Source organism: Gemmatirosa kalamazoonensis, from assembly GCF_000522985.1.
In the GTDB taxonomy this organism is placed as follows: domain Bacteria; phylum Gemmatimonadota; class Gemmatimonadetes; order Gemmatimonadales; family Gemmatimonadaceae; genus Gemmatirosa; species Gemmatirosa kalamazoonensis.
The window spans coordinates 3,362,545-3,382,907 of the sequence record NZ_CP007128.1 but is presented as its reverse complement, the minus strand read 5'-3'; the positions used below and the strand labels follow the sequence as shown (position 1 = coordinate 3,382,907).

The window sequence follows — 20,363 nt, the reverse complement described above, 5'->3', positions numbered from 1 at the left end:
GCGTTCACCGGCACGCCCACATCGCCGGGTGGTTCGGGTCGGGCATCGCGTACCCGACGCGCGGCAGGACCTCGATCGCGCCGTACACCCCTGCCGCGACGAGCATCGCGAGCGAGAGCACGTGGACGAGCGCCGCGCGGTGCCGCCACGCGGCCACGGCGGTCCACAGCGCGGCGAGGCCGGTGACGGCGATGGTGGCCAGATAGCCGGCGAGCCACGCCCCGCAGCGCGTCTCGTACGGCCAGACCACGACGCCGGCGAGCAGCAGCGCGGTCAGCAGCACCCGGACGAGCAGCCCCGCGGTGGCCTTCCAGTGGCGGCGCGGAGCGGCCGTCGCGACGGCGCTCACCGGCGCCGGGCCCGGGCGCGCGGCGGGCGCGCCGGCCTTCGCGGGCACGCGCGCCGGCGCCGGATCGGGGACCAGCGCCTCGTCCGGAGTCGACGAGATGCGCCGGTCGATCTCCGCGAGCTCCTTCTCCCAATTGCGGTCGGGCATCGAGGTCAGCCCTCCTCTCGCTTCAGGCCGTACCGTTCGATCTTCTTGTACACGTTCGATCGCGGCATCTCCAGGACGCGCGCCGTCTCGGAGACGTTCCAGTCAAACTGCCGGAGCTTCGCGAGCAGGAACGCCCGCTCCGCGGCGTGCTTGAACTCCTCGAAGGTGCCGATGTCGGAGAGCGAGCCGAGGCCGCCCGCCTCCACGGCGCGACGGCCGACGAGCCGCTCGACGTCCGCGAGCGTGATGCGCGCGCCGCTAGAGAGGATCAGCAGCCGCTCCACGGTGTTCCGCAGCTCGCGCACGTTGCCCGGCCAGTCCAGCTCCATGAGCCGCTGGAGCGCCGCGTCGTCGATCCCCTTCGCGGGAAGCCCGTCCTGCCGCGCCAGCAGCGAGAGGAAGTGCCGCACGAGCAGCGGGACGTCCTCGCGCCGGTCGCGCAGCGCCGGAACGCGCAGCGGGACGACGTTCAGCCGGTAGTAGAGGTCCTCGCGGAACCTGCCGTTCGCGATCTCCTCCTCGAGGTCCTTGTTCGTCGCGGCGATGACGCGGACGTCGACCTTGGCCGGCTTGGAGCCCCCGATCCGTGTGACGACGCCGTCCTGCAGGACGCGGAGCACCTTCGCCTGGGCGGTGAGGCTCATGTCCCCCACCTCGTCGAGGAACAGCGTGCCGCCGTCCGCCTGCTCGAACTTCCCCGCGCGGTCCTGCACGGCGCCCGTGAACGAACCCTTCATGTGGCCGAACAGCTCACTCTCGATCAGCTCCGACGGGATCGCCGCGCAGTTCACCTCGACGAACGGCTTGGCCTTCCGCGCCGACTGCTTGTGGATCGCGCGCGCGACGAGCTCCTTCCCGGTGCCGTTCTCCCCCGTGATGAGCACGCGGGCGGGCGTGCCGGCCACCTTGTCGATCTGGTCCAGCAGCGCGCGGATGACGTACGAGCGGCCGACGATCTCGTAGCGCACCTCGATGGTCTCGCGGAGGCGAGCGTTCTCCTCGGCCAGCTCGGTGCGGTCGAGCGCGTTGCGCAGCAGGACGAGGATGCGGTCGGTGTCGAGCGGCTTCTCGAGGATGTCGTAGGCGCCGAGCTGGGTGGCCTCCACGGCGTCCTTGATCGTGGCGTGGCCGCTGATCATCACGACGCACGCGTCGGGGTCCTGCTGCTTCAGCCGCTTGAGCGCCTCGAGCCCGTCCATCCCCGCCATCTTGATGTCCATGAACACCAGCTGGGGATTGAACCGGTCGTATTCCGCCAGCCCGTCGGCCGCGTTGCTCGCGGTGCGGACCTCGTAGCCCTCGTACTCGAGAAGCTGGCCGAGCGCGCTGCGGATACCTGGTTCGTCGTCGATGACGAGGATGCGACGAGGCATTGGGACCGTGACGGGGAGGGCTTGGAAGGGGACGGGCCTAGTGGCGCTTGTACAGCGTGATGCGGCCGCGGGCGACGCGGACGTCGCCGATGTAGTCGGGGATCGGGATCTCGAGCGCGTCGGCGGCGGTGCCGGGGCGCGGCGTGCCGCGACGGACCCGGCGCACGAGCGTCGGGATCATCTTCTCCGGCACCGGCACCGAGCCGACCTGCACGTCCTGGACGTGGAAGACGGCGCGGCCGGGCTCCACGACTTCGAACGTGCCGCCGAGCCGGAGAGTGTCACGCTCGCTCAGCAGATTCCTCAACGGGCCGAGCGCGCCCGCGAGGTCGCGCAGCGCGACGACCGAGCGGACGTACACGCGGTCGTCGATGACGGCAGCCTGCGCGTTCTCCGCCGACCGCGGCAGCGCGCTCGCGAGCGACAGGAACGCGTACGACGCGAGATCGCCGGGGCGGAGCGAGACGTAGACCGGCCCGCGCGGCGCGGCGAGGGCGCGCACCTCGCGCTCGCCGCGCTCGGCCGCGGCCGGCGACAGCGATTCCCACGTCGACGTCGTGTCCGCCCGCGCGGCGACATGGCCCGTGGAGCGGTCGACCACCGCGCGCGCGGGCGCCCACCAGTATCCGCGCGTGAGGTAGCCGACCACGATCAGGAGCAGCACGAACAGGCAGCCGAGCCGCCGCAGACACCCGAACATCACGCCTCCTCGCTCTCACCCCCCAACACCAACGCGGACACGACGCGGTACCTCGCACCTCCCGGGCCCAGCACGCTCTCCATCACGTCGGCCATGCGGGCCCGGTCCACCGTGCGGAAACGTACGGCCTCGGCCTCGCGCGTGAGCAGCGCGGCATCGAGGCGCACGCCCGCGCGGACGCGGCCGATCGTGACGTGTGGGTGGAACGGTCGCCCCTCGCGCGGCACGCCGAGCGCGGCGCACGCGGATTCGACTTCCTGATACAGCCGAGACAGGTCGGGGTTCGCGGCGACGCCGACCCAGAGGACGCGGGGCCTGCCGAGCGACGGAAAGGCGCCCACTCCGGCGATCTCGAGCCGGATCGGCGGCAGGCGCAGCAGCGGCGCCGTGAGACGCTCGGTGAGCTGCGCCACGAAGTCGTCGGAACGGTCGTCGAGGAACTTCAGCGTCAGGTGGAGCGCGGGCTCGCGCGTCCACGAGACGGCGCGACCGAGCGCCTCGCGCAGCGGTTCGACGGCCGCGTGCAGCTCGGCGCGGCGCTCAGGGGAGAGGTTCAGCGCGACGAACGTCCGCATCGCCCTCGGCCGACGAGAGCTCGATCGCGACGTGCGTGAAGCCGCACGCGCGGGCCAGCGCCACGACCTCCGCGCGGGTGGCGGCGTCGAGCGGCCGCGCAGTGCGCGGCCGATGGGACACGCGGAGGATGGCGAGTGCGCCGTCGGCCTCCACGTCCGCCGGCACGCCGGCCGCCGCGAGCGCCGAGCGGAGCTCCGCCGATCGAGCGGCGCGCTCGGGCGGCGCGTCAGCCGGCGACGACACCACCGAGAACGTTGAGGGAGCCCGACCGGAAGCCCCGCAGGTCCACCGCGACCCGCTGAAAGCCCGCCGACAGAACGGCGGCACGCACCTGCTCGGCCGCCTGCGGCTCCAGCCAGCGGTCGATCTCCGCGGCCAGCATCTCGATGCGCGCGAGCTCGCCGTGGTGACGCACCCGGAGGTCGCCGGAGACGCCGAGCGCGCGCAGCGCCCGCTCCGCGCGCTCGACCTGCGCGAGCCGTTCGACGGTCACGGCCGTGCCGTACGGCAGGCGGGACGCGAGACACGGCGCCGACGGCGCCGCCGCGGTGGGCAGCCCCCGGCGGGCGGAGAGCCTGCGGATCTCGGCCTTCGTGAGCCCGACGTCGGCCAGAGGCGAGCGGACGTCGCGCTCCCGCCCGGCGCGCGCGCCCGGCCGATGGTCCCCGAGATCGTCGGCGTTCGTGCCGTCGACGAGCGTCGCGCCGCGCGCGGTGGCCAGCGGCGTCAGGCGCGACCACAGCTCCCGCTTGCAGAAGTAGCAGCGGTTCGAGGGATTCGCGGCGTACTCGGGATCCGCCAGCTCGTTCGTGTCCAGCTCCTCGACCGGGATGCCGAATCGCTCGGCCACGCCCCGCGCCGTCTCCCACTGCTCGGCGGGATACGACGCGCTCCGCCCGATCACCGCGAGCACGCGCTCCGGACCGAGCGCCTCGACCGCGACGCAGGCGAGATACGAGGAGTCGACCCCGCCGCTGTAGCCGACCACCACCCCGCCCGGCTGGTCGCGCAGCCACGCGACGAGCGCGCGCTCGCGCTCGACTGCCGGGTCGTCGGGTGCCTCGTGGGATAGAGACGGCTCCATGCCGGGAAGCTACCCGGGCGACGGGAGCGCTTGAAGGGATCGCGGCGTGAACGGCCACGGGCCAGCGACCGCGTCCTGTGGCGCGCCTTCGATGGTGCCGCGGAAGGCGGTGCCACGCAGCGCGCGGGGGGCGGGCGCGCGCATTCTTCAGCAGGCGGCATCGACGTTCGGGGTGGGCATCGCGGGCGCGGGGTCGCAGGTGGCCGGCCGGAAGCGAATGGCCTCGGCGACGTGATCGCGCTGGACGCGCTCGACGGCCTCGAGATCGGCGATCGTGCGGGCCACCTTCAGCACCCGGAAGAACGCCCGCGCCGACAGCCCGAGTCGCTCGGCGGCGAGGACGAGCAGCTCGCGGCCGGCGGGGTCGACCCGACCATGCGCGTCCACCCAGCGACCCGCCGCCTGGGCATTGCAGGCGATGCCGGGCCACGACGCATATCGGAGCCGCTGACGGTCACGCGCAGCCTCGACGCGCGCCCTCACCACGGCCGACGCCTCGCCGCGGGCGGCGGCGGCCATGTCGCGCGGCGGCACCGCGCCGACGCGGACGTGCATGTCGAGCCGGTCGACGAGCGGACCGGAGAGCCGGGACTGATATCGCGCCACGTCGACCGGCGCGCAGCGGCAGGTCGCGCCCGGCTCGCCGGCTCGCCCGCACGGACACGGATTCGCGGCGCCGACGAGCGTGAACTGCGCCGGGAACACGACGGTTCCGGCGGCTCGCGCGAGCGCCAGGCGCCCATCCTCCAGCGGCTGCCGCAGCGCGTCGAGCGTGCTGCGCGGAAACTCGAGCAGCTCGTCGAGGAACAGCACGCCGCGATGCGCGAGCGTGATCTCTCCGGGACGCGGCGGGGTGCCACCCCCGACGAGCCCCGCGGTGGAGATGGTGTGGTGCGGCGCCCGGAACGGGCGGCTCGGCGCGCCCGCCGCGCAGTCGAGTCCCGCGACCGAGCGGACGGTGAGCACCTCGAGCGCCTCGTCGGGGTCGAGGCGGGGCAGGATCCCCGGCAGCCGACGGGCGAGCATCGTCTTGCCGGCCCCGGGTGGCCCGAGCAGCAGGACGTTGTGGCCGCCCGCGGCGGCGATCTCCAGCGCGCGCCTCGCGGCGCTCTGCCCGACCACGTCGGCGAGGTCGTCGACCGGCTCGTCGCGCGGCGCTCGAGGAGCAGGACACCGGGCGTCGGCCAGCTCGCCGGCGACCAGCGCGTCGACGACGTCGGCGAGCGTCGCGGGCGCGGCGATCCGGACGTCGGCCGCGTGCGAGGCCTCGGCCACGTTCGCGCGCGGCAGGACGAGGCGGAGGCGCTCGCGGCCAGCCCACGCGGCGATGGGAAGCGCGCCGCGCACGCGCCGCAGCGTCCCATCGAGCGCGAGCTCGCCCACCACTGCGGTGTCGTCGAGCGCGTCGGCCGGGACGACGCCGAGCGAGACGAGAATGCCGAGCGCGATCGGGAGGTCGAACGCGGTGCCCTGCTTGCGGACGTCGGCCGGCGCGAGGTTGACGGTCACCCGTCGCGGCGGCAGCGGGTGGCCGGCGTGGGCGAGCGCCGTGACGACGCGCTCGCGGCTCTCGCGAACGGCGCCCATCGGCAGGCCGACGACGGTGAACTGCGGCAGGCCGCGGGCGACGTCGACCTCGACCGTCACACCGAAGGCATCGACGCCGAGGACGGCGGCGGATCGCACGGCAGCGAGCATGGGGCCATGATCGCCAGCGTCCGCTCGCCGAAACGGATCCGGGCGACGCAGATCGCGGCCGCCGGAACGCCCTCGGCGCTCCAATCGGGCGGTGTTCGGATGTATCTTGCTCGCCCTTCCCGGCGGCGGCCCGGCACCGGCCTCGGTGTCCGACAGTCGGACGGCTTCTCCCCATTCCGCATGAGTGTCCGACAGTCGGACAGCGGCCGCGTGCTCGCCGTGGGCAGCGGCAAGGGCGGCACCGGCAAGACGACCGTCGCCGCGGCGATCGGCTACGCGCTAGCGACCGAACATCATCGCGACATCGCCCTTGTGGACTTCGATCCCCAGGGATCCCTGACGCGATTCACCGGGCAGCGCGCCGTCGCCGACCCGTTGCATGCGGAGCCGGTCGAGGTGCACGGGATGACGCTCTACCGCGGGGGCGCCACGCTCGCCGGCGTCAGCTCCGCGGCGCTCGGGAAGCACCTCGCGCGTACGATGCGCCCTGGGCGGACGGTCGTCGTCGACCTCCGCCCGATGCTCGACGATCCCGGACACGCCGTCGTGCTGGCCGAGGCGCGGGCCTTCCTGCTCATCGTGCCGGAGCTGAACCCGGAATCGATCCCGGAGACGCGCAAGCTCGCCGCGATGGCGGAGGCGCGCGGCATCGGATACCGCATCGTCGGCAACAAGGAGGAGAACCGCCGGCCGGTGAAGCGCGCGCTCGGCTTCCTGCAGTCCGGGTTCGGCGCGCAGCTGTCGCAGACGGTCATCCGGCGCGGCGCCGCCGTGGCGGAAGCGCACGAGCGGCTGCTGCCGGTCACCGCGTACGCGCCCGACTCGCCGCCCGCGCTCGCGATCCGCGCCATCGCCGACGAGCTGGTGGCCGAGGGGATCGTATGACGCGCAAGCCGCCGCGCGGCACGCCCGATCTGTCGTCGGCGTTCGCCATCGACGCCGACGAGCTGAGCGTCCTCACGCAGTGGAGCCCCTCGACGACGGAGGTGATCCTCCGGGTCCCGACCGACGACGTGCGGCCGTCGCCGTTCCAGCCGCGCGGCCGCCCCTCGCCGCGCGCGGTCGAGGCGGTGCGCGCGGCGATCGCGACGGCGGGCGGCATCGCGGTCGCGCGGGAGGCCGCCGAGCCGTCGCCGTTCACGGGACTCGACGCCGAGGCGCGCGCGCTCGGCGACCTCGCGATCGACGTGGCGGAGCACGGTGTGGAGACGCCGCTCGAGGCGCGCCGCATCCCGGGCGGGACGCTGGAGCTGCTCTCCGGCCACCGACGGCTCGCGGCGGCCCGGCTGGCCGGGCTGGCCGAGGTCCCGGTGGTGGACCGGGGCGACGTGCCCGATCACGTCGCGGCCGCGGTGGTCTACCGCCGGAACCTGCTGCGGAAGGACTTCACCGCGTGGCAGGAGGCGTCGTCGTTCGCCGCGATCCGCGAGAACCGGCGCGGCGCGGGGCTGCCGGACAGCGTGCGTGCGGTGGCGCGGGCACTCGGCACGAGCCATGGCCGCGCCGGCGACCTGCTGACGATCGCGCGCGCGTTCGACGCCGACGTGGTGGAGGCCGTGGGCGCGCCGGGCGATGTGGTGGAGGACGTGCTGTCGCGACTCACGTTCCGCGCGCTGCGCGAGCTCGCGACGGGGTCGTCGACGGCCGAACGCGTGGCGCGGCTACGGGTGCTGGCGGGGGTCGAGGAGCCGCCGCGGGCGCCGCGTCGCACGGCGGCGGCGGAGCGGCGCGAGCGGCGCGGCGGCGGGTTCACGCTCACGGTGCGGAAGCCGCCCGAGCGCATGACCGCCACCGAGGCCGCGGCGGCGCTCGAGATCCTCTCGGGCGAGGTCGACCGACTGCGTGCCCGGCTCGCTGCGCTGGGTCCGCCGGCGGCCCGGCCGCGGCGGTAGCGCGACCCGGCAGCGGCCTAACGATCGCCTAACGGTCGCCTAACGACGGCCTAACGACCCCGCCTAACGTTCGTCGCGCGTCAGGCCCCGACGCCGACGAGCGTGATGTCGAACACGAGCACCGAGCCCGCGGGAATGGTGCCCGTCGTGTGTCCGCCGTAGCCGAGGTCGGGCGGGATCACGAGCCGGCGGCGGCCGTTCACGCGCATCGGCTCCCCGGCGAGGATCCCTTCGTCCCAGCCCTTGATCACCTGCCCCTGCCCGAGCACGAACGTGAACGGCGTCTTGTTCACGTTCGTGTCGAACGTGTGCCCGGACGTCAGCTGGCCGGTGTAGTAGACCTTGAGCGTGCTGTCCTTCATCGCCTGCTTGCCCGTGCCCACCGAAAGGTCCTGGTAGTAGAGCCCCGACGGCGTGCGCTTCATGAGCGACAGGTTCACGTTCAGCGACGCGGCGTACGTCGTCGTCGCCGGGTCCTCGTTCGGTGCCTCGACGTCGCGACAGCCGAGGGTGACGGCCGACGCGAGCGCGGCGACGAGCGTGAGGACGTAGCGGGTGGGGCGCGGCATGCGGAATGAGTCTCGTGGACGATAGGAGCCCGGCGCCCGGAGGTTAAACGGCCGCCCGTACTGCTCGGAAGTAGTTTACCGCCGACCCTCCCATTCGATCCGTCCATGCCGATCGCGACCGTCGACCCGACCACCGGCGAGACCCTGCGCACGTTCCCGCCGCACGACGAGGCCGCAGTGGACGCCGCGCTGGCTCGCGCGGCAGATGCCGCGCGCGAGTGGCGCCGCACGCCGGTGGCGGAGCGTGCCGCGCTCGTCGGCCGCATCGGCGTGCTGCTGGACGAGCGCCGCGAGCGATACGCGCGGCTCATGACGATGGAGATGGGCAAGCCGCTGCAGGCGGCGCGCGACGAGGCGGCGAAGTGCGCGACCGCATGCCGCTACTACGCCGAGCACGCCGCGCGATTCCTCGACGGCGAGACGCTCGTGCACGACGACGGCGGCGTGGGACGCGTGCGCTACGACCCGCTCGGCGTGGTGCTCGCGGTGATGCCGTGGAACTTCCCGTTCTGGCAGGTGGTGCGCTTCATGGCGCCCGCGCTCGCCGCGGGGAACGTCGGGGTGCTGAAGCACGCGTCGAACGTGCCGCAGTGCGCGCTCGCGCTCGCGGAGGTGGTGCGCGACGCGGGCGGCCGGCGGGGACTGTTCGAGACGCTGCTCATCCCGAGCGACCGCGTGGAAGCGGTGATCGCCGACCCGCGCGTCGCCGCGGTGACGCTCACCGGCAGCGAGGGCGCGGGCAGCCACGTCGGTGCGGCCGCGGGGCGGCATCTGAAGAAGTCGGTCCTCGAGCTCGGGGGCAGCGATCCGTTCGTCGTCATGCCGAGCGCGGACCTGGACATCGCGGCGCGCACGGCGGTGACGGCGCGCACGATCAACAACGGCCAGTCGTGCATCGCCGCGAAGCGGTTCGTGGTGCACACCGACGTGTACGAGCCGTTCCTCGACCGCTTCGTCGCCGGCATGCGTGCGCTGCGTCTCGGCAACCCGATGGACGAGGGCGTGCAGGTCGGACCGCTCGCGACGGGCAGCATCCGCGACGACGTGCACGACCAGGTGCGCCGCACGGTCGTCGCCGGCGCGCGACTGCTCTGCGGTGGCCAGCCGTTCGACGGTCCTGGGTTCTTCTATCCGCCGACGGTGCTCGCCGACGTGCCGCTCGACGCGCCGGCCGCGACCGAGGAGGTGTTCGGCCCCGTCGCGGCCGTGCTGCGAGTGCCTAACGTCGACGAAGCGATCCGCGTGGCGAACGCGTCGCCGTACGGGCTGGGCGCCGCCGCGTGGACGACCGACGCGGCGGAGAAGCAGCGCTTCGAGGCGGAGCTCGACGCCGGCTCGGTGTTCCTGAACGGCATGGTCGCCTCGGATCCGCGGCTGCCGTTCGGCGGCGTGAAGCGCTCCGGCTACGGACGCGAGCTGAGCGCGATCGGGATGCGCGAGTTCGTGAACGTGAAGACGGTGCGCGAGGCGCGCGGCACGTCGTCGACGACCGCGACGACCGAGTGAGTCGTCAGGCGAAGATGCGGCTCAGCAGCCCGCGGCGCGCCGACGCGCGCGACACCTCGTCGACGACGGCGCGCCACGCGTTCTGCATCTCGGTCGCGTCGGAGAAGCGCGCTTCGGCGTCGGCGGCGAGGCCGCGCCGGAGCCAGTCGGCCACCGCCGGCTCGAACCCGTCGAGGTCCACGCGCCCCTCGAGCTGACGCGCGAGCACCGCGGGGCCCCCCGCCTCACCGAACGGCGGCTGCGCGGTGAGCGCGTAGTACACGATCGCGGCGAGCGCGAAGCAGTCGGCCGCCGGTCCCTGCGGCTCGCCCAACAGCTGCTCGGGCGGCGCGAACGCCGGCGTGCCCGACGACCCCACACTATCCTCGCCGAGCGCGTTCGCGATGCCGAAGTCGGCGAGGCGCCAGCGACGGTAGCGGTCGATGAGCACGTTCTCCGGCTTGAGGTCGCGGTGGATCACGCCGATGGCGTGCGCGGCGGCGAGTCCCTCGAGTGCCGCCTCCACCTGCGGCGCCAGCTCGGCGAGCTTGCGCGCGCCGCTGCGCCTAACGAGGTCGGCGACCGACCCACCTTCCGCGAGCTCCATCGTGTACCACGACACGGCGCCGCGCGTGTCGAAGTCGTAGATGGGCACGATGGCAGGATGCGCGAGCTGCGCGGCGAGCTGCGCCTCGCGGCGGAACCGTGCGACGGCGCCGCTGTCGCGCGCGATGTGCGGGTGGAGCATCTTCAGCGCGACCTCGCGGCCGAGCGACAGGTCGCGCACGCGCCACACCGACCCGAACGTGCCGCTGCCTAACGGCGAGAGGATCTCGTAGTCGTCGCCGGTGGCCCACCGCAGCCGCGCCTCGAGCGAGTCCTCCGGCGCATCGCCGTCGCCGACGAGGATCGCCGGTCGCAGCGACACGCCGCGGTCGAGCGCGCGCACCATCGCGACCACCGACGGATGCCGCTCCCGCGGATCGGGGTGCAGCGAGCGATCGATCACCGCCGCGGCACTCGCGGGACAATCGGGCCGCACCAGCGCGATCGGCGGTGGATCCTCGATGGGCGGGACCTCGCCGGTGAGCGCGAGGAACGCCATCGCGCCGAGCTGCCACTGGTCGCTGTACGTCGTGGGCTCCCACGCGCCGGGCGGCCATTCCGGCGCCGGCGGGCACAGCTCGGGGTCCGGCGCGAGCTCGCGCGGGATCTGCTCGCGCCGCACCGCCCACTGCCAGCCGAGGAGCCACAGCCGCCCCGACGGCGTGAGCCACGTCGTGCGACCGGAGAGCGCGCCGTGCACGGTGCCGCCGTCGTGCAGGTACGCGGTCACCGCACCCGCCTCGCGCAGCAGCCGCAGCACCGACGGCACGTCCTGCACGCCCTGCCGCCGCACCCGTGCCGTGAGCGTCTCGCCGGCGATCCAGCGGCGCAGATACCCGGGCCCGCGGCGCGAGTCGCGGTGCTGGGTCCAGTAGTGATAGGTGGTCGGGATCGCCGGGTGGTTGCGGTGCGCGAGCTCGCGCGCCTCGGTCCACAGCCAGTGCTCGTGCGCGGGGTTCGGCGCGGTGACGAGCGACAGCGACCGGCCGAGCGCGTCGATGACCTCCTGGAAGTGCCGGTGCTCCTCCTCGACGAAGTCCACACCCCACGACCAGCCCGGCGGCAGTTGCCACTGCGCGAGATGCGCCGGCAGCGTGACGGCGGGAAGCGGGGTCGGCGACACGGAGCGGTCGAGAGGATGAGGGGTGCGCGGTGGCAGAATACCGAGGCGTCGGACGTGCGGGTAGGGTCGCGTGACCCGCCGTCAGTCGTGCCGGCCGTCGCCGTTCGCGCGCAGGCGCAGCGTGACCTCGGTGCCGACCCCGACGCGCGACCGGAGCCCGATCGTGCCGCCCCACCCTTCGATCATGCGCCGGCTGATCGCGAGCCCGAGCCCGCTGCCGCTCGTGCGCGTGGAGAAGTGCGGCTCGAACACGCGCGTCTGCAGCTCGTCGGGGATCCCCTCGCCGTCGTCGGCGACGCGGAGCATGACCTCGCTCCCGTCGCGATCGACGGAGACGCGCACGGTGCGCGCCCGCGCATGGCGCGCGTTCTCGAGCAGGTTGAGCAGCACCTCGCGCAGCTCCTCGTCGCGCGCGAGCGCGTGCACCGGCGCGTCCGCACCCTCGATCTCCCACGCGAGCGCACCCTGGCCGAAGCGCTCGAGCGCGACGACGTCGCGCGCCACGGCGGCGACGTCGGTGGCATGCGCGGGCAGCCGCTGGTCGGGCGCGGTGCCGTAGCGGCTGAACGAGCGCGCGATCTCGTCGAGCCGGTCGATCTCGACGAGCACGCGTTCCACGTTGCGCTCGAGGATCTCGTCGAAGTTGCCGCGCCGGTCGAAGTACGCGCGCCGCAGGTGCTGCATGCCGAGGCGGATCGGCGTGAGCGGGTTCTTGATCTCGTGCGCGACCTGCCGCGCCATCTCGCCCCACGCGAGCACGCGCTGCGCGCGCGCGCGAGCTCGGTGAGGTCGTCGAGCGTGAGCACGGCGGCACGGTCGTGCGCGACGCGCGGGACGTCGAGGCGCGTGAGCCGCGCGCGGAGCTGGCGGCCGTGCAGCTCGAGGTCGAACTCCTCGTCGCCCGGCCCCGGCTCGCGCCGGTCGAGGAACTCCCGCACGCGCTGCGCGAGCTCGCCCGGCGCGACGTCGGCGAGCGGCGCTCCGTCGGGAAGCGCGGTGCCGAGCAGCTGCTCGGCGCGCGGGTTCGCGATCGTTAGGCGGCCGTCGCTTCCGACGGCGACGACGCCGCTCGCGACGTTGCGCAGCACGGCCGCAGTGCGCCGCTGCGCCGCCTCGAGCGCCGAGCGGCTCTCGCTCAGATCCGTCGCCATGCGACGGAACGCAGCGAACACCGGACGGAACTCGGTCGGTGGCTCCACGGTCAGCGCGGGCTCGCGCTCGCCCGCCGCGATGGCGAGCGCCGCCTCGCGCAGCGCGCCGACCGGACGCGCGAGCTCGCGCGCCGCGAGCCCGCTGAGCCAGAGCGCGGCGAGCGCGCCGCCCGCGGCGACGAGCAGCACGAGGAAGCCGAGGTCGCGCCGTCGCTGGTCGAGCACCACGTCGTCGGTGCGCGCCGGCGCGGCGACGACGACGCGCTGCGACGCCGCGTCGACCGCCGCGCGGTAGCCGAACAGGGCGTCGGTGCGCCCGGCGCGCAGCTCCTGCGACGACTCCTGCTCCTCGCCGAGCGCGACGTGCAGCGCCTGGTCGCGCGGCAGCATCAGTCCCGTCGGTGCGAGATCGACGAGCAGCGGGTCACTCGCGCGCTTCAACACGCCACCCTCGTAGACGAGCAGCGGCGTCTGCAGACGGCCGCCGAGCGCGGCGAGTCCCCCGCCGCCCGAATCCGGCACCTCGGCCGCGGCGGCGCGCAGCGTCTCGCGCACGAGCAGCCGGCGCCCCTCGACGTCGCTCGACTGGAGCTGACGGTACGACCACACCGCGAACGTCGCCGCGGGCACGACGAAGAAGCCGAACAGGGCCACCGTCAGGCGCGCGCGGTAGGAGCGGCGCGACGCGGCGCGCAGCACGCGCACGCGGCGGAGCAGCATCCCGTCCGCCGCCGCGGGCACCGTCCACAGCACACCGATGACGAACATGTCGAGCAGCACGAGGAGCGCACCGCGCTGCACCAGCACGTCGAACGGTCGCAGCTCGACCTCGACGTGGGCGCGGGCGCGTCCGGTGCCGATGTTGACGATCCAGTCGCCGTGGATCTCGCTCCCCTCACGCGTCCACGTGGGCGCCGGCGCGTCGACGGCACGCGCGTCGCGCGGGAGCCGCTCGAGGAGTGACACCGTGTACGGCACCTCGCCGCGCGTCGGCGGGCGCAGACCGAGCAGCGGCGCGAGCGGCTTCTCCGGCACGACGCGCGTGCGCGAGAACACCGCGACCGTCGTCACGCGCCCCTCGTGCGGCACGGCGAGCACCGCGGCGACCCCCGGCTCGCCGTTGAGCCGAGCGACGGCCGCGTCCCCCGTCTCGCGCACCGTCGACACGAGCTGCCGGACCGTCACCGAATCGACGGACAACGCCTCCGTCGCCACGGTGGCGGCGACGCTGTCGGAGTACCCGACGGGCACCCAGCTCGTGAGCACCACCGGCAGATCGGCGGCCCACAGCGCCGACGACGCGTAACGCTCGAGCAGCTCGGCCTCGGTCCGCGGCGGCGCATCGGCGAGCTGACGGTTCATGCGCTCGAGCAGGCTCTCCGCGGTCGAGTCGGGCGTCGTGAGGCCGCGCACGTCCTGCTGCGCGAGTTCGACGCGCCGGTGCGCGACGGCCCCCCACACGAGCGTCGCCGCGCCGAGCCCCGCGACCGCCGACGCCGCGACGACGACCGCGCGCGTGCGCCGGGTGAGCGCCAGCGCGCCCACGGCGGCGCACCAGAGCAGCGGGTACCAGCTCGGCCAGCCCGCCGGAGCGCGCCACAGCACCGGCCCCACGACGGCGGCGATCCCACCGAGCAGCGGCGCCACGAGCGGCGGCACGCCGCGGCCGCGGCCGAGCACCACGCGCCCCGCCGTGGCGCCGGCGATCATGAGCGCCGCCGCCGGCAGGAAGAGCGCGAGCTGCCACCCCACCCAGAGCTGCAGCGTGGCGCCCAACGTGGGCGGGCTGATGCCGCGCGCGAGGTCACGCAGGACGAACGGCGCCACGCCGGTGACGCCGAGGACCACGATCGCGGAGACGAAGCGCGAGGCGAGCGGCCGACCGGAGCGCAGGATGGCGAAGATCGCGAGCAGCAGGACCACGCTCGTGAGCGCGAGCGCGCCGAGGCTCGCGGTGTACCCCAACCCGTTAGGCACGAAGAACACGGACGGGTCGAACAGTCGCGTCGCGTTCGACAGAGAGCTGAGGGGCACGACCTGGATCGCCGCCAGCGGCACGAGCAGCGAGCCGAGTCGGCGCGAGAGCAGATGCCGCGACTCGCCGCGTGGCCGGCGCCACGCGCCCGCGACGAGCACCAGCACCATCGCCGCGAGCCCCGGCGCCGCCTGCGACCGGCCGCGCTCGACGACGCGCGCTCGCAGCGACTCGCGGCCGGGAGGATCGCGCTGCAGCGCGACGAGCGGGCCGCCCATCCACGTCAGCACGTGCCACGAGCTGTCGAGCCCCGCCCGTGGCGCGGCGAAGTGCGACCGCCATCCGCCCGTCTCGTCGGTCAGCGTCTGGCCCAGCGAGCGGGCGAACAGCGTCCCCGGCGGGTTCGCCTGGAGCAGCTCGGTCGCGATCACGCGCGCGGCGCCGCGCTCCGCCGACACGTACAGCACGACGTAGAACGGCGTCTCCAGGACGCCGCTCGGCCCGCGCATCGAGTCGAGCGGGACGCGCACCTCGCCGGCCCACGCCGTCGGCCGGCCGCCGTGGAGCAGGACGAGCCCGCGCTCTCCACGGCCGTGACCGATCAGCTTCCCGAGCCGGTCGAACGACGCCGGCGACGAATCGGGGACGGCGAGGCCGGCACGGGCGATGGACGCGAGCTGCTCGGCGGCCTGGGCGACGGCGCGCACGTACGCCGCCTCCCCGTCGCGCTCGCGGAGCTCGCGGGTGCGGAGCCACGCGCCGTCGACGTCGCCAAGGAGGCGCTGGGTCCACCACGCCGGCGTGCCGAACGCGACCGCTGCGGCAGCGAACAGCAGGGCGACGACGCGCGCGACGCGGATGCGCCACGCGACGACGACAGCCACGCCGGTGGCGACGAGCGCGCCCGCGAGGTACGATACGCGCGGCTCCCGCATCCAGAGCGCCGCGAGCAGCGCCGCGGCGGACGCCGCGACGAGGGTCGCGAGACGTCCCGCCCCCCGGTCAAGCGCCGGGCGCCCGATCTGCCGGCTCGCGGCCGGTCCCGCCTCGTTGTCGATGACCGCCCTCCCTCCCACCGGCCGACCGCGCCGGCTCAAAGAGCTGACGCCGCCGGACGTGGCGGCGATCCTCCAGAACGACCCGCGCCTGCTCGTGCCGGTCGGCTGCACCGAGCCGCATGGTACGCACCTGCCGATCGGCTGCGACAGCATCATCGTCGACCGCCTGGCCGACGACCTCTCCGCGCTGAGCGGCGCGATTCGCGCGCCCACCGTGGAGTACGGCGTCAACGCCCCGACGCGCTCCCCCGCCCCGGGCGCGGCCGGCGTCCGGAAGAAGACGCTGCACCGCCTGCTGAACGATCTCGTGGCGGCGTGGGAGAACTGCGGGTTCGAGGAGCTGATCCTCCTCACCGCCCACGCGTTCGACCCGCATCAGGAGGCGTTGGCCACGGTGATCACCGCGCGGGCGCGCGTCCGTGTCGTGGACCTGTTCGCGATCAACCTGTCCGACCTGCTCGAGGGACAGCTGGAGCCGATGCACGGGGACGAGGTCGATACGTCGCTGATGCTACACCTCGCTCCGGAATTGGTCCGCCTCGAGTCGGCGGAGGATTATATGGTCGAGCGCGGCGACCTACGGAAGTTCCGCCGCGGCTCGGGCAAGGCGCCGCGCGGGACGGCCGGCACGCTCGGCCGGCCGTCGCTCGCCTCGGCCGAGAAGGGGAAGCTGCTGTACGAGCGCATCCTGGCGCGGGTCGCCGTGCGCATCCTCGGTGTGGCGGAGTCGGCGCCGGCGTCGTCGACGGCGGCGTCGGCCTGATGCGAGCGGCCCTCCGGGTGGACCCGTCCGTAGCCTCCGGGGTACGTCGAGGTACCATGTTCCGCACCGCGATCCGCACTCTTCGCCTCGCGCTCTCGCTCACGCCCGTCGCGCTCGCCGCCCAGGTGACGACGGCGGACGAGGGCACGTTCACCGTCACCCGCGAGGGGGCGCGGATCGGGCGCGAGGAGTTCCGCATCATGAAGCAGCCGGTCGCCGGCGGCGTGGAGTACGTGGCGCGCGGCCTGGGCGCGTACGGCGACCGCCGCATCACGGCGGCGCTGCAGACCGACGCCGGTGGCTCCCCGCTCCGCTACCAGGTGGACGTGAAGAATGGCGTCGAGAACGAGGCGCGCCTCACCGCGCAGATCGTTCACGGCCGGCTCAGCACCCAGGTGCGGACCGCACGCGGCGAGGCGGCGAGCGAGTTCGCCACCGGCGACGGCTCCGTGATCGTGGACGACGAGATCTATCACCAGTACTACTTCCTCCCACTCTCGGGGCGGCTACGCTCCGGGTCGGGGGAGCTGTCGTTGTTGGTGCCGCGGCGTAACGCGCAGGGGGCGGTGCGCGTCAGCCGCGGGGGCTCCGATCCGGTCACGATCGGCGGACAGACGCTCGCCGCGACGCGCTACGTGCTGACGGCCGCGGGCGCACCGGAGCGGCAGGTGTGGTTGGATGCGAACGGCCGCGTACTGAAGGTCAGCGTGCCCGCCCAGGGCATCGTCGCGCTGCGCGACGACCCACCCGGAAGCTGATCGTCGGGCCGGTCCCACCGGTCCGCACAGACACCGAATTTCCATCGTGACGAGCCGTCGGATTCACGCCGACGGCGCGTCTCGTCGTGCGTGAAACCGCCGTCCGGGGCGTCCCGTACGTGCGGCTGACTTCATCTCGGATCCTCCTCCCATGCGATTCTCGCTCCTCGCTGGCGGCCTGCTCGCCGCCGCGGTCGCGCTCCCCGCGCAGCAGCCCACCACCGCCCAGCCCGCCCCCTCGCAGGCCGCCGGTCCGACGCTGACGCTCGACGACGCCATCGCGCTCGCGCGCCGGAACAACCCGACGTACCAGTCCAGCGTGAACGAGCGGCGCCGCGCCGCGGCGGCGGTGCGCAGCGCTTACGGCGCGCTGGCGCCCCAGGTCTCGTCGAACTTCTACACGCAGTATCGACAGGGCGGCCAGCAGCTGTTCGCCGGCACGAGCATCGGCGCCTCCGCGGACCAGATCAACGCCGGCGGCGGGATCGACGTGAACGCGCAGTTCAGCGCCCAGAACATCCTCACGCCGCGCGTGCAGCGAGCGAACGCCGAGGCGGTCGAGTCCGACATCACGGCGTCGGAGCAGACGCTCCGCTCGAACGTGACGGCCCAGTACATCCTCGCGCTGCAGCAGCAGGCGCGCGCGGCGCTACAGGACACGCTCGTCGCCACGGCAGCGGCGCAGCTCGAGCTGGCGAAGGCGCGGGTGGCGGTCGGCGCGGCGACGATCCTCGATGCGCGGCAGGCCGAGGTCGCGCTCGGGCAGCTCCAGGTCGCGGCGATCCAGGCGCGCAACCAGGCCCAGGTCGAGAAGCTCCGCCTGTTCCAGCAGATGGGCGTGCAGCAGCCGACCGACGTGCAGCTGACGACCCGGTTCGAGGTCACCGAGCCGCGCTACTCGCTCGACGCGCTGCTCGACGAGGCGCGCAAGGGCAACCCGACGCTGAACGCGCTCCGCACGCGCGAGCACGTCGCCGACGTCACGGTGAAGGCGTCGAAGGGCGCGTACCTGCCGACGCTGGCGCTGAGCGCGGGGCTGAGCGGCTACGGGAACACGTTCACGAGCACCGACGGGCTGGTCGGCCAGGCGCTGCTCCGCAAGCAGAACAACTGCTTCTCGGTCGCGGAGATTCGCCAGGCGGTCGGGCAGCCGGCCGATCCCGACGCGTGCAACGCGCTCTCGCTCTCGCAGAGCGAGGTCGCCGCGGCGCGCGCGCAGAACGGCCGCCTGTTCAACTTCACGAAGGCGCCGTACAACGTCACGGCGCAGGTGTCGCTGCCGATCTTCAACGGCTTCCAGCGCGAGCAGCAGGTCCAGCAGGCGATCGCGGCGCGCAACGACGCGGAGTACCGCACGCGCGGGCAGGAGCTGCAGACGACCGCCGATGTGACGGCCGCGTACCTCACGCTGCAGGCGAACCGGCAGTCCGTCGCGCTCCAGGAGAAGAATGCGGCGACGGCGCGCGAGGCGCTCGCGCTGGCCCAGGAGCGCTACCGCGTCGGCGCGAACACGTTCATCGAGGTCTCGCAGGCGCGTGACGTGTACGCCCGCGCGCAGACGGACTACGTGAACGCGATCTACGACTTCCATCGCTCGTTCGCGCAGCTCGAGGCCGCCGTCGGGCGCCCGCTGCGCTGACCGCACGACTCTCCCCAGATCCCCCTCCGGAGCCCCCATGGGTAAGCCCCTGAAGTTGTCCATCGCCGGTGTCGTTCTCGTCGGCCTCGCCGCGGTCGCGGTGATGGGCGCGAGCAAGCGCGACAAGAAGGCGGTCGAGGTGAAGATCGAGCAGGTCGGCCGGCGCGATCTCGTCTCGTCCGTGACGGCGAGCGGACAGGTCATCCCGCACACGAAGGTCGACGTCGCGGCGGACATCAGCGGCCGCATCGTCCGGCTCGCGGTGAAGGAGGGAGACATCGTCACCCAGGGGCAGTTCCTGCTGCAGATCGAGCCCGAGCAGTACGCCGCGGCGGTGCAGCGGCAGGAGGCGGCGCTCGCCGGGGCGCAGGCGCAGGCCGCGCAGGCGCAGGCGAACCTGATCCAGGCGGAGCGCGCCTACGACCGCATGGCGAAGATCAAGGCGCAGAACGCCAACCTCGTCTCCGAGTCGGAGCTCGATCAGCTCAAGACGGCGGCGGACGTGAACAAGGCGCTCTCCGACGCCGCGAAGCATCAGGTGGAGCAGGCGGTCGCCGGGCTACGCGACGCGCGTCAGGCGCTGGCGAAGACGACGATCAACGCGCCGATGAGCGGCCGCGTGACCCGCCTGAACGTCGAGCAGGGCGAGACGGCGGTCCCGGGCACGTTCAACAAGGACGCCGCGACGCTGCTCACGATCAGCGACATGGGCGTCCTGGAGACGAAGGTGAAGGTCGACGAGACCGACGTCGCGCACGTCTCGCTCGGCGACTCGGCCGTCGTGCAGATCGACGCCTTCCCCGACACGACGTTCGTCGGCCGGGTCACGAAGATCTCGAACAGCTCGGTGAAGGGCGCCGCCGGCCAGCAGGCGGCCGATCAGGCGATCGACTTCGAGGTGACGATCCAGCTCGTGAACCCGCCGCAGGAGACGCGGCCGGACTTCTCGGCCACGGCGAAGGTCATCACCGACGCGCGGAAGCACGTGCTCTCGATCCCGATCATCGCGCTCACCGTGCGCGAGAACGAGAACGTGCCGCACGCCGACAGCGCGCCGACGATGGGCGGCCGCGAGCCGCAGAAGGAGGTCGGCAAGAAGGACGTCGAGGGCGTGTTCATCGTGGCGAAGGACAACAAGGTGACGTTCCGCCCCGTAAAGGTGGGTATCGCCGGCGATCGCTACTTCGAAGTGCTCGGCGGGCTCAAAGAGGGGGAGACCATCGTGGCGGGAACGTACCAGGCCATCCGCGACCTGAAGGACGGGCAGCTCGTGCGCCAGGCCGTGGACAAGAACGCGAAGGACGCGAAGACGAAGACCGCGACGGCGGGGGCGAAGTCGTGACCACGCCCTCGAACCTCAGCACCACGGGCGAGCACGACATCTCGACGACGGCGGAGCGGCGCGCCGTCGTCGCGC

17 protein-coding genes and 1 pseudogene are annotated in these 20,363 nt (G+C 73.7%); 7 read left to right on the top strand and 11 right to left on the bottom strand.

Translation table 11 applies throughout. The features are described 5' to 3' along the window. Positions 1-4: 4 nt before the first annotated feature. The 7 genes from J421_RS14625 to J421_RS14595 all read right to left on the bottom strand — a co-directional run bounded on the left by J421_RS14625 (position 5) and on the right by J421_RS14595 (position 5,915). Complete coding sequence (locus J421_RS14625) at positions 5-496, bottom strand: hypothetical protein (protein WP_025411924.1); 492 nt, start codon at positions 494-496, stop codon at positions 5-7. A 5-nt stretch (positions 497-501) separates the two neighbouring features. After that, positions 502-1,869: a sigma-54-dependent transcriptional regulator gene (locus J421_RS14620; protein WP_025411923.1), complete on the bottom strand. Its 1,368-nt coding sequence runs from the start codon at positions 1,867-1,869 to the stop codon at positions 502-504. Between the two features lie 37 nt (positions 1,870-1,906). Further along, complete coding sequence (locus J421_RS14615) at positions 1,907-2,569, bottom strand: hypothetical protein (RefSeq protein ID WP_025411922.1); 663 nt, start codon at positions 2,567-2,569, stop codon at positions 1,907-1,909. Beyond that, the gene (thpR, locus tag J421_RS14610) at positions 2,569-3,144 is read right to left on the bottom strand and encodes an RNA 2',3'-cyclic phosphodiesterase (protein ID WP_025411921.1); all 576 of its coding nucleotides are present in this window, start codon (positions 3,142-3,144) and stop codon (positions 2,569-2,571) included. The genes J421_RS14615 and thpR overlap by 1 nt, the downstream gene beginning before the upstream one ends. Then, the gene (locus J421_RS14605; RefSeq protein ID WP_148306331.1) at positions 3,110-3,388 is read right to left on the bottom strand and encodes a hypothetical protein; all 279 of its coding nucleotides are present in this window, start codon (positions 3,386-3,388) and stop codon (positions 3,110-3,112) included. Before J421_RS14605 ends, thpR begins: the two co-directional genes overlap by 35 nt. Beyond that, on the bottom strand, positions 3,372-4,229 hold the full coding sequence (gene larE, locus J421_RS14600) for an ATP-dependent sacrificial sulfur transferase LarE (RefSeq protein ID WP_025411919.1): 858 nt from the start codon (positions 4,227-4,229) through the stop codon (positions 3,372-3,374). Before larE ends, J421_RS14605 begins: the two co-directional genes overlap by 17 nt. 147 nt (positions 4,230-4,376) lie before the next feature. Next, on the bottom strand, positions 4,377-5,915 hold the full coding sequence (locus J421_RS14595; protein WP_201773018.1) for a YifB family Mg chelatase-like AAA ATPase: 1,539 nt from the start codon (positions 5,913-5,915) through the stop codon (positions 4,377-4,379). 192 nt (positions 5,916-6,107) lie between these two features. On the opposite strand from J421_RS14595, the gene J421_RS14590 reads away from it, so the two are divergent. Both J421_RS14590 and J421_RS14585 read left to right on the top strand, forming a co-directional pair. After that, positions 6,108-6,812: a ParA family protein gene (locus J421_RS14590; protein WP_025411917.1), complete on the top strand. Its 705-nt coding sequence runs from the start codon at positions 6,108-6,110 to the stop codon at positions 6,810-6,812. After that, a complete protein-coding gene (locus J421_RS14585; protein WP_025411916.1) occupies positions 6,809-7,819 on the top strand; it encodes a ParB N-terminal domain-containing protein in 1,011 nt (336 codons plus the stop codon). The genes J421_RS14590 and J421_RS14585 overlap by 4 nt, the downstream gene beginning before the upstream one ends. A gap of 80 nt (positions 7,820-7,899) precedes the next feature. On the opposite strand, the gene J421_RS14580 is transcribed toward J421_RS14585, so the two are convergent. Then, positions 7,900-8,388, bottom strand: coding sequence for an FKBP-type peptidyl-prolyl cis-trans isomerase (locus tag J421_RS14580; RefSeq protein ID WP_025411915.1), 489 nt, complete (start codon positions 8,386-8,388; stop codon positions 7,900-7,902). A 105-nt stretch (positions 8,389-8,493) separates the two neighbouring features. Here J421_RS14580 and J421_RS14575 point away from each other — a divergent pair, with 105 nt between their 5' ends. Further along, on the top strand, positions 8,494-9,894 hold the full coding sequence (locus tag J421_RS14575) for an NAD-dependent succinate-semialdehyde dehydrogenase (protein WP_025411914.1): 1,401 nt from the start codon (positions 8,494-8,496) through the stop codon (positions 9,892-9,894). A gap of 4 nt (positions 9,895-9,898) precedes the next feature. Here the strand turns inward: J421_RS14575 and J421_RS14570 are convergent, their stop codons facing one another. The 3 genes and pseudogenes from J421_RS14570 to J421_RS33975 all read right to left on the bottom strand — a co-directional run. Further along, positions 9,899-11,602 carry a protein kinase domain-containing protein gene (locus J421_RS14570; protein WP_025411913.1) on the bottom strand — a complete coding sequence of 568 codons (1,704 nt, stop codon included), beginning with the start codon at positions 11,600-11,602 and terminating at the stop codon, positions 9,899-9,901. Positions 11,603-11,683: 81 nt separating this feature from the next. Continuing rightward, positions 11,684-12,343 carry a sensor histidine kinase gene (locus tag J421_RS33980; protein WP_104022634.1) on the bottom strand — a complete coding sequence of 220 codons (660 nt, stop codon included), beginning with the start codon at positions 12,341-12,343 and terminating at the stop codon, positions 11,684-11,686. A 404-nt stretch (positions 12,344-12,747) separates the two neighbouring features. Then, positions 12,748-13,143, bottom strand: a pseudogene (locus J421_RS33975) (HAMP domain-containing protein); the annotation flags it as partial. Positions 13,144-15,784: 2,641 nt separating this feature from the next. Between J421_RS33975 and J421_RS14555 the strand changes: the two are divergent. The 4 genes from J421_RS14555 (at position 15,785) to J421_RS14540 (ending at position 20,288) form a co-directional block, all read left to right on the top strand. Beyond that, positions 15,785-16,549: a creatininase family protein gene (locus tag J421_RS14555; protein ID WP_158508799.1), complete on the top strand. Its 765-nt coding sequence runs from the start codon at positions 15,785-15,787 to the stop codon at positions 16,547-16,549. A 56-nt stretch (positions 16,550-16,605) separates the two neighbouring features. After that, on the top strand, positions 16,606-17,307 hold the full coding sequence (locus J421_RS14550; protein WP_025411910.1) for a DUF6134 family protein: 702 nt from the start codon (positions 16,606-16,608) through the stop codon (positions 17,305-17,307). Between the two features lie 151 nt (positions 17,308-17,458). Further along, entirely contained in the window at positions 17,459-18,946 is a 1,488-nt protein-coding gene (locus tag J421_RS14545; protein WP_025411909.1) for a TolC family protein, read from the top strand. A gap of 37 nt (positions 18,947-18,983) precedes the next feature. Continuing rightward, positions 18,984-20,288, top strand: coding sequence for an efflux RND transporter periplasmic adaptor subunit (locus tag J421_RS14540; RefSeq protein ID WP_025411908.1), 1,305 nt, complete (start codon positions 18,984-18,986; stop codon positions 20,286-20,288). The last annotated feature ends 75 nt before the right edge of the window (positions 20,289-20,363 follow it).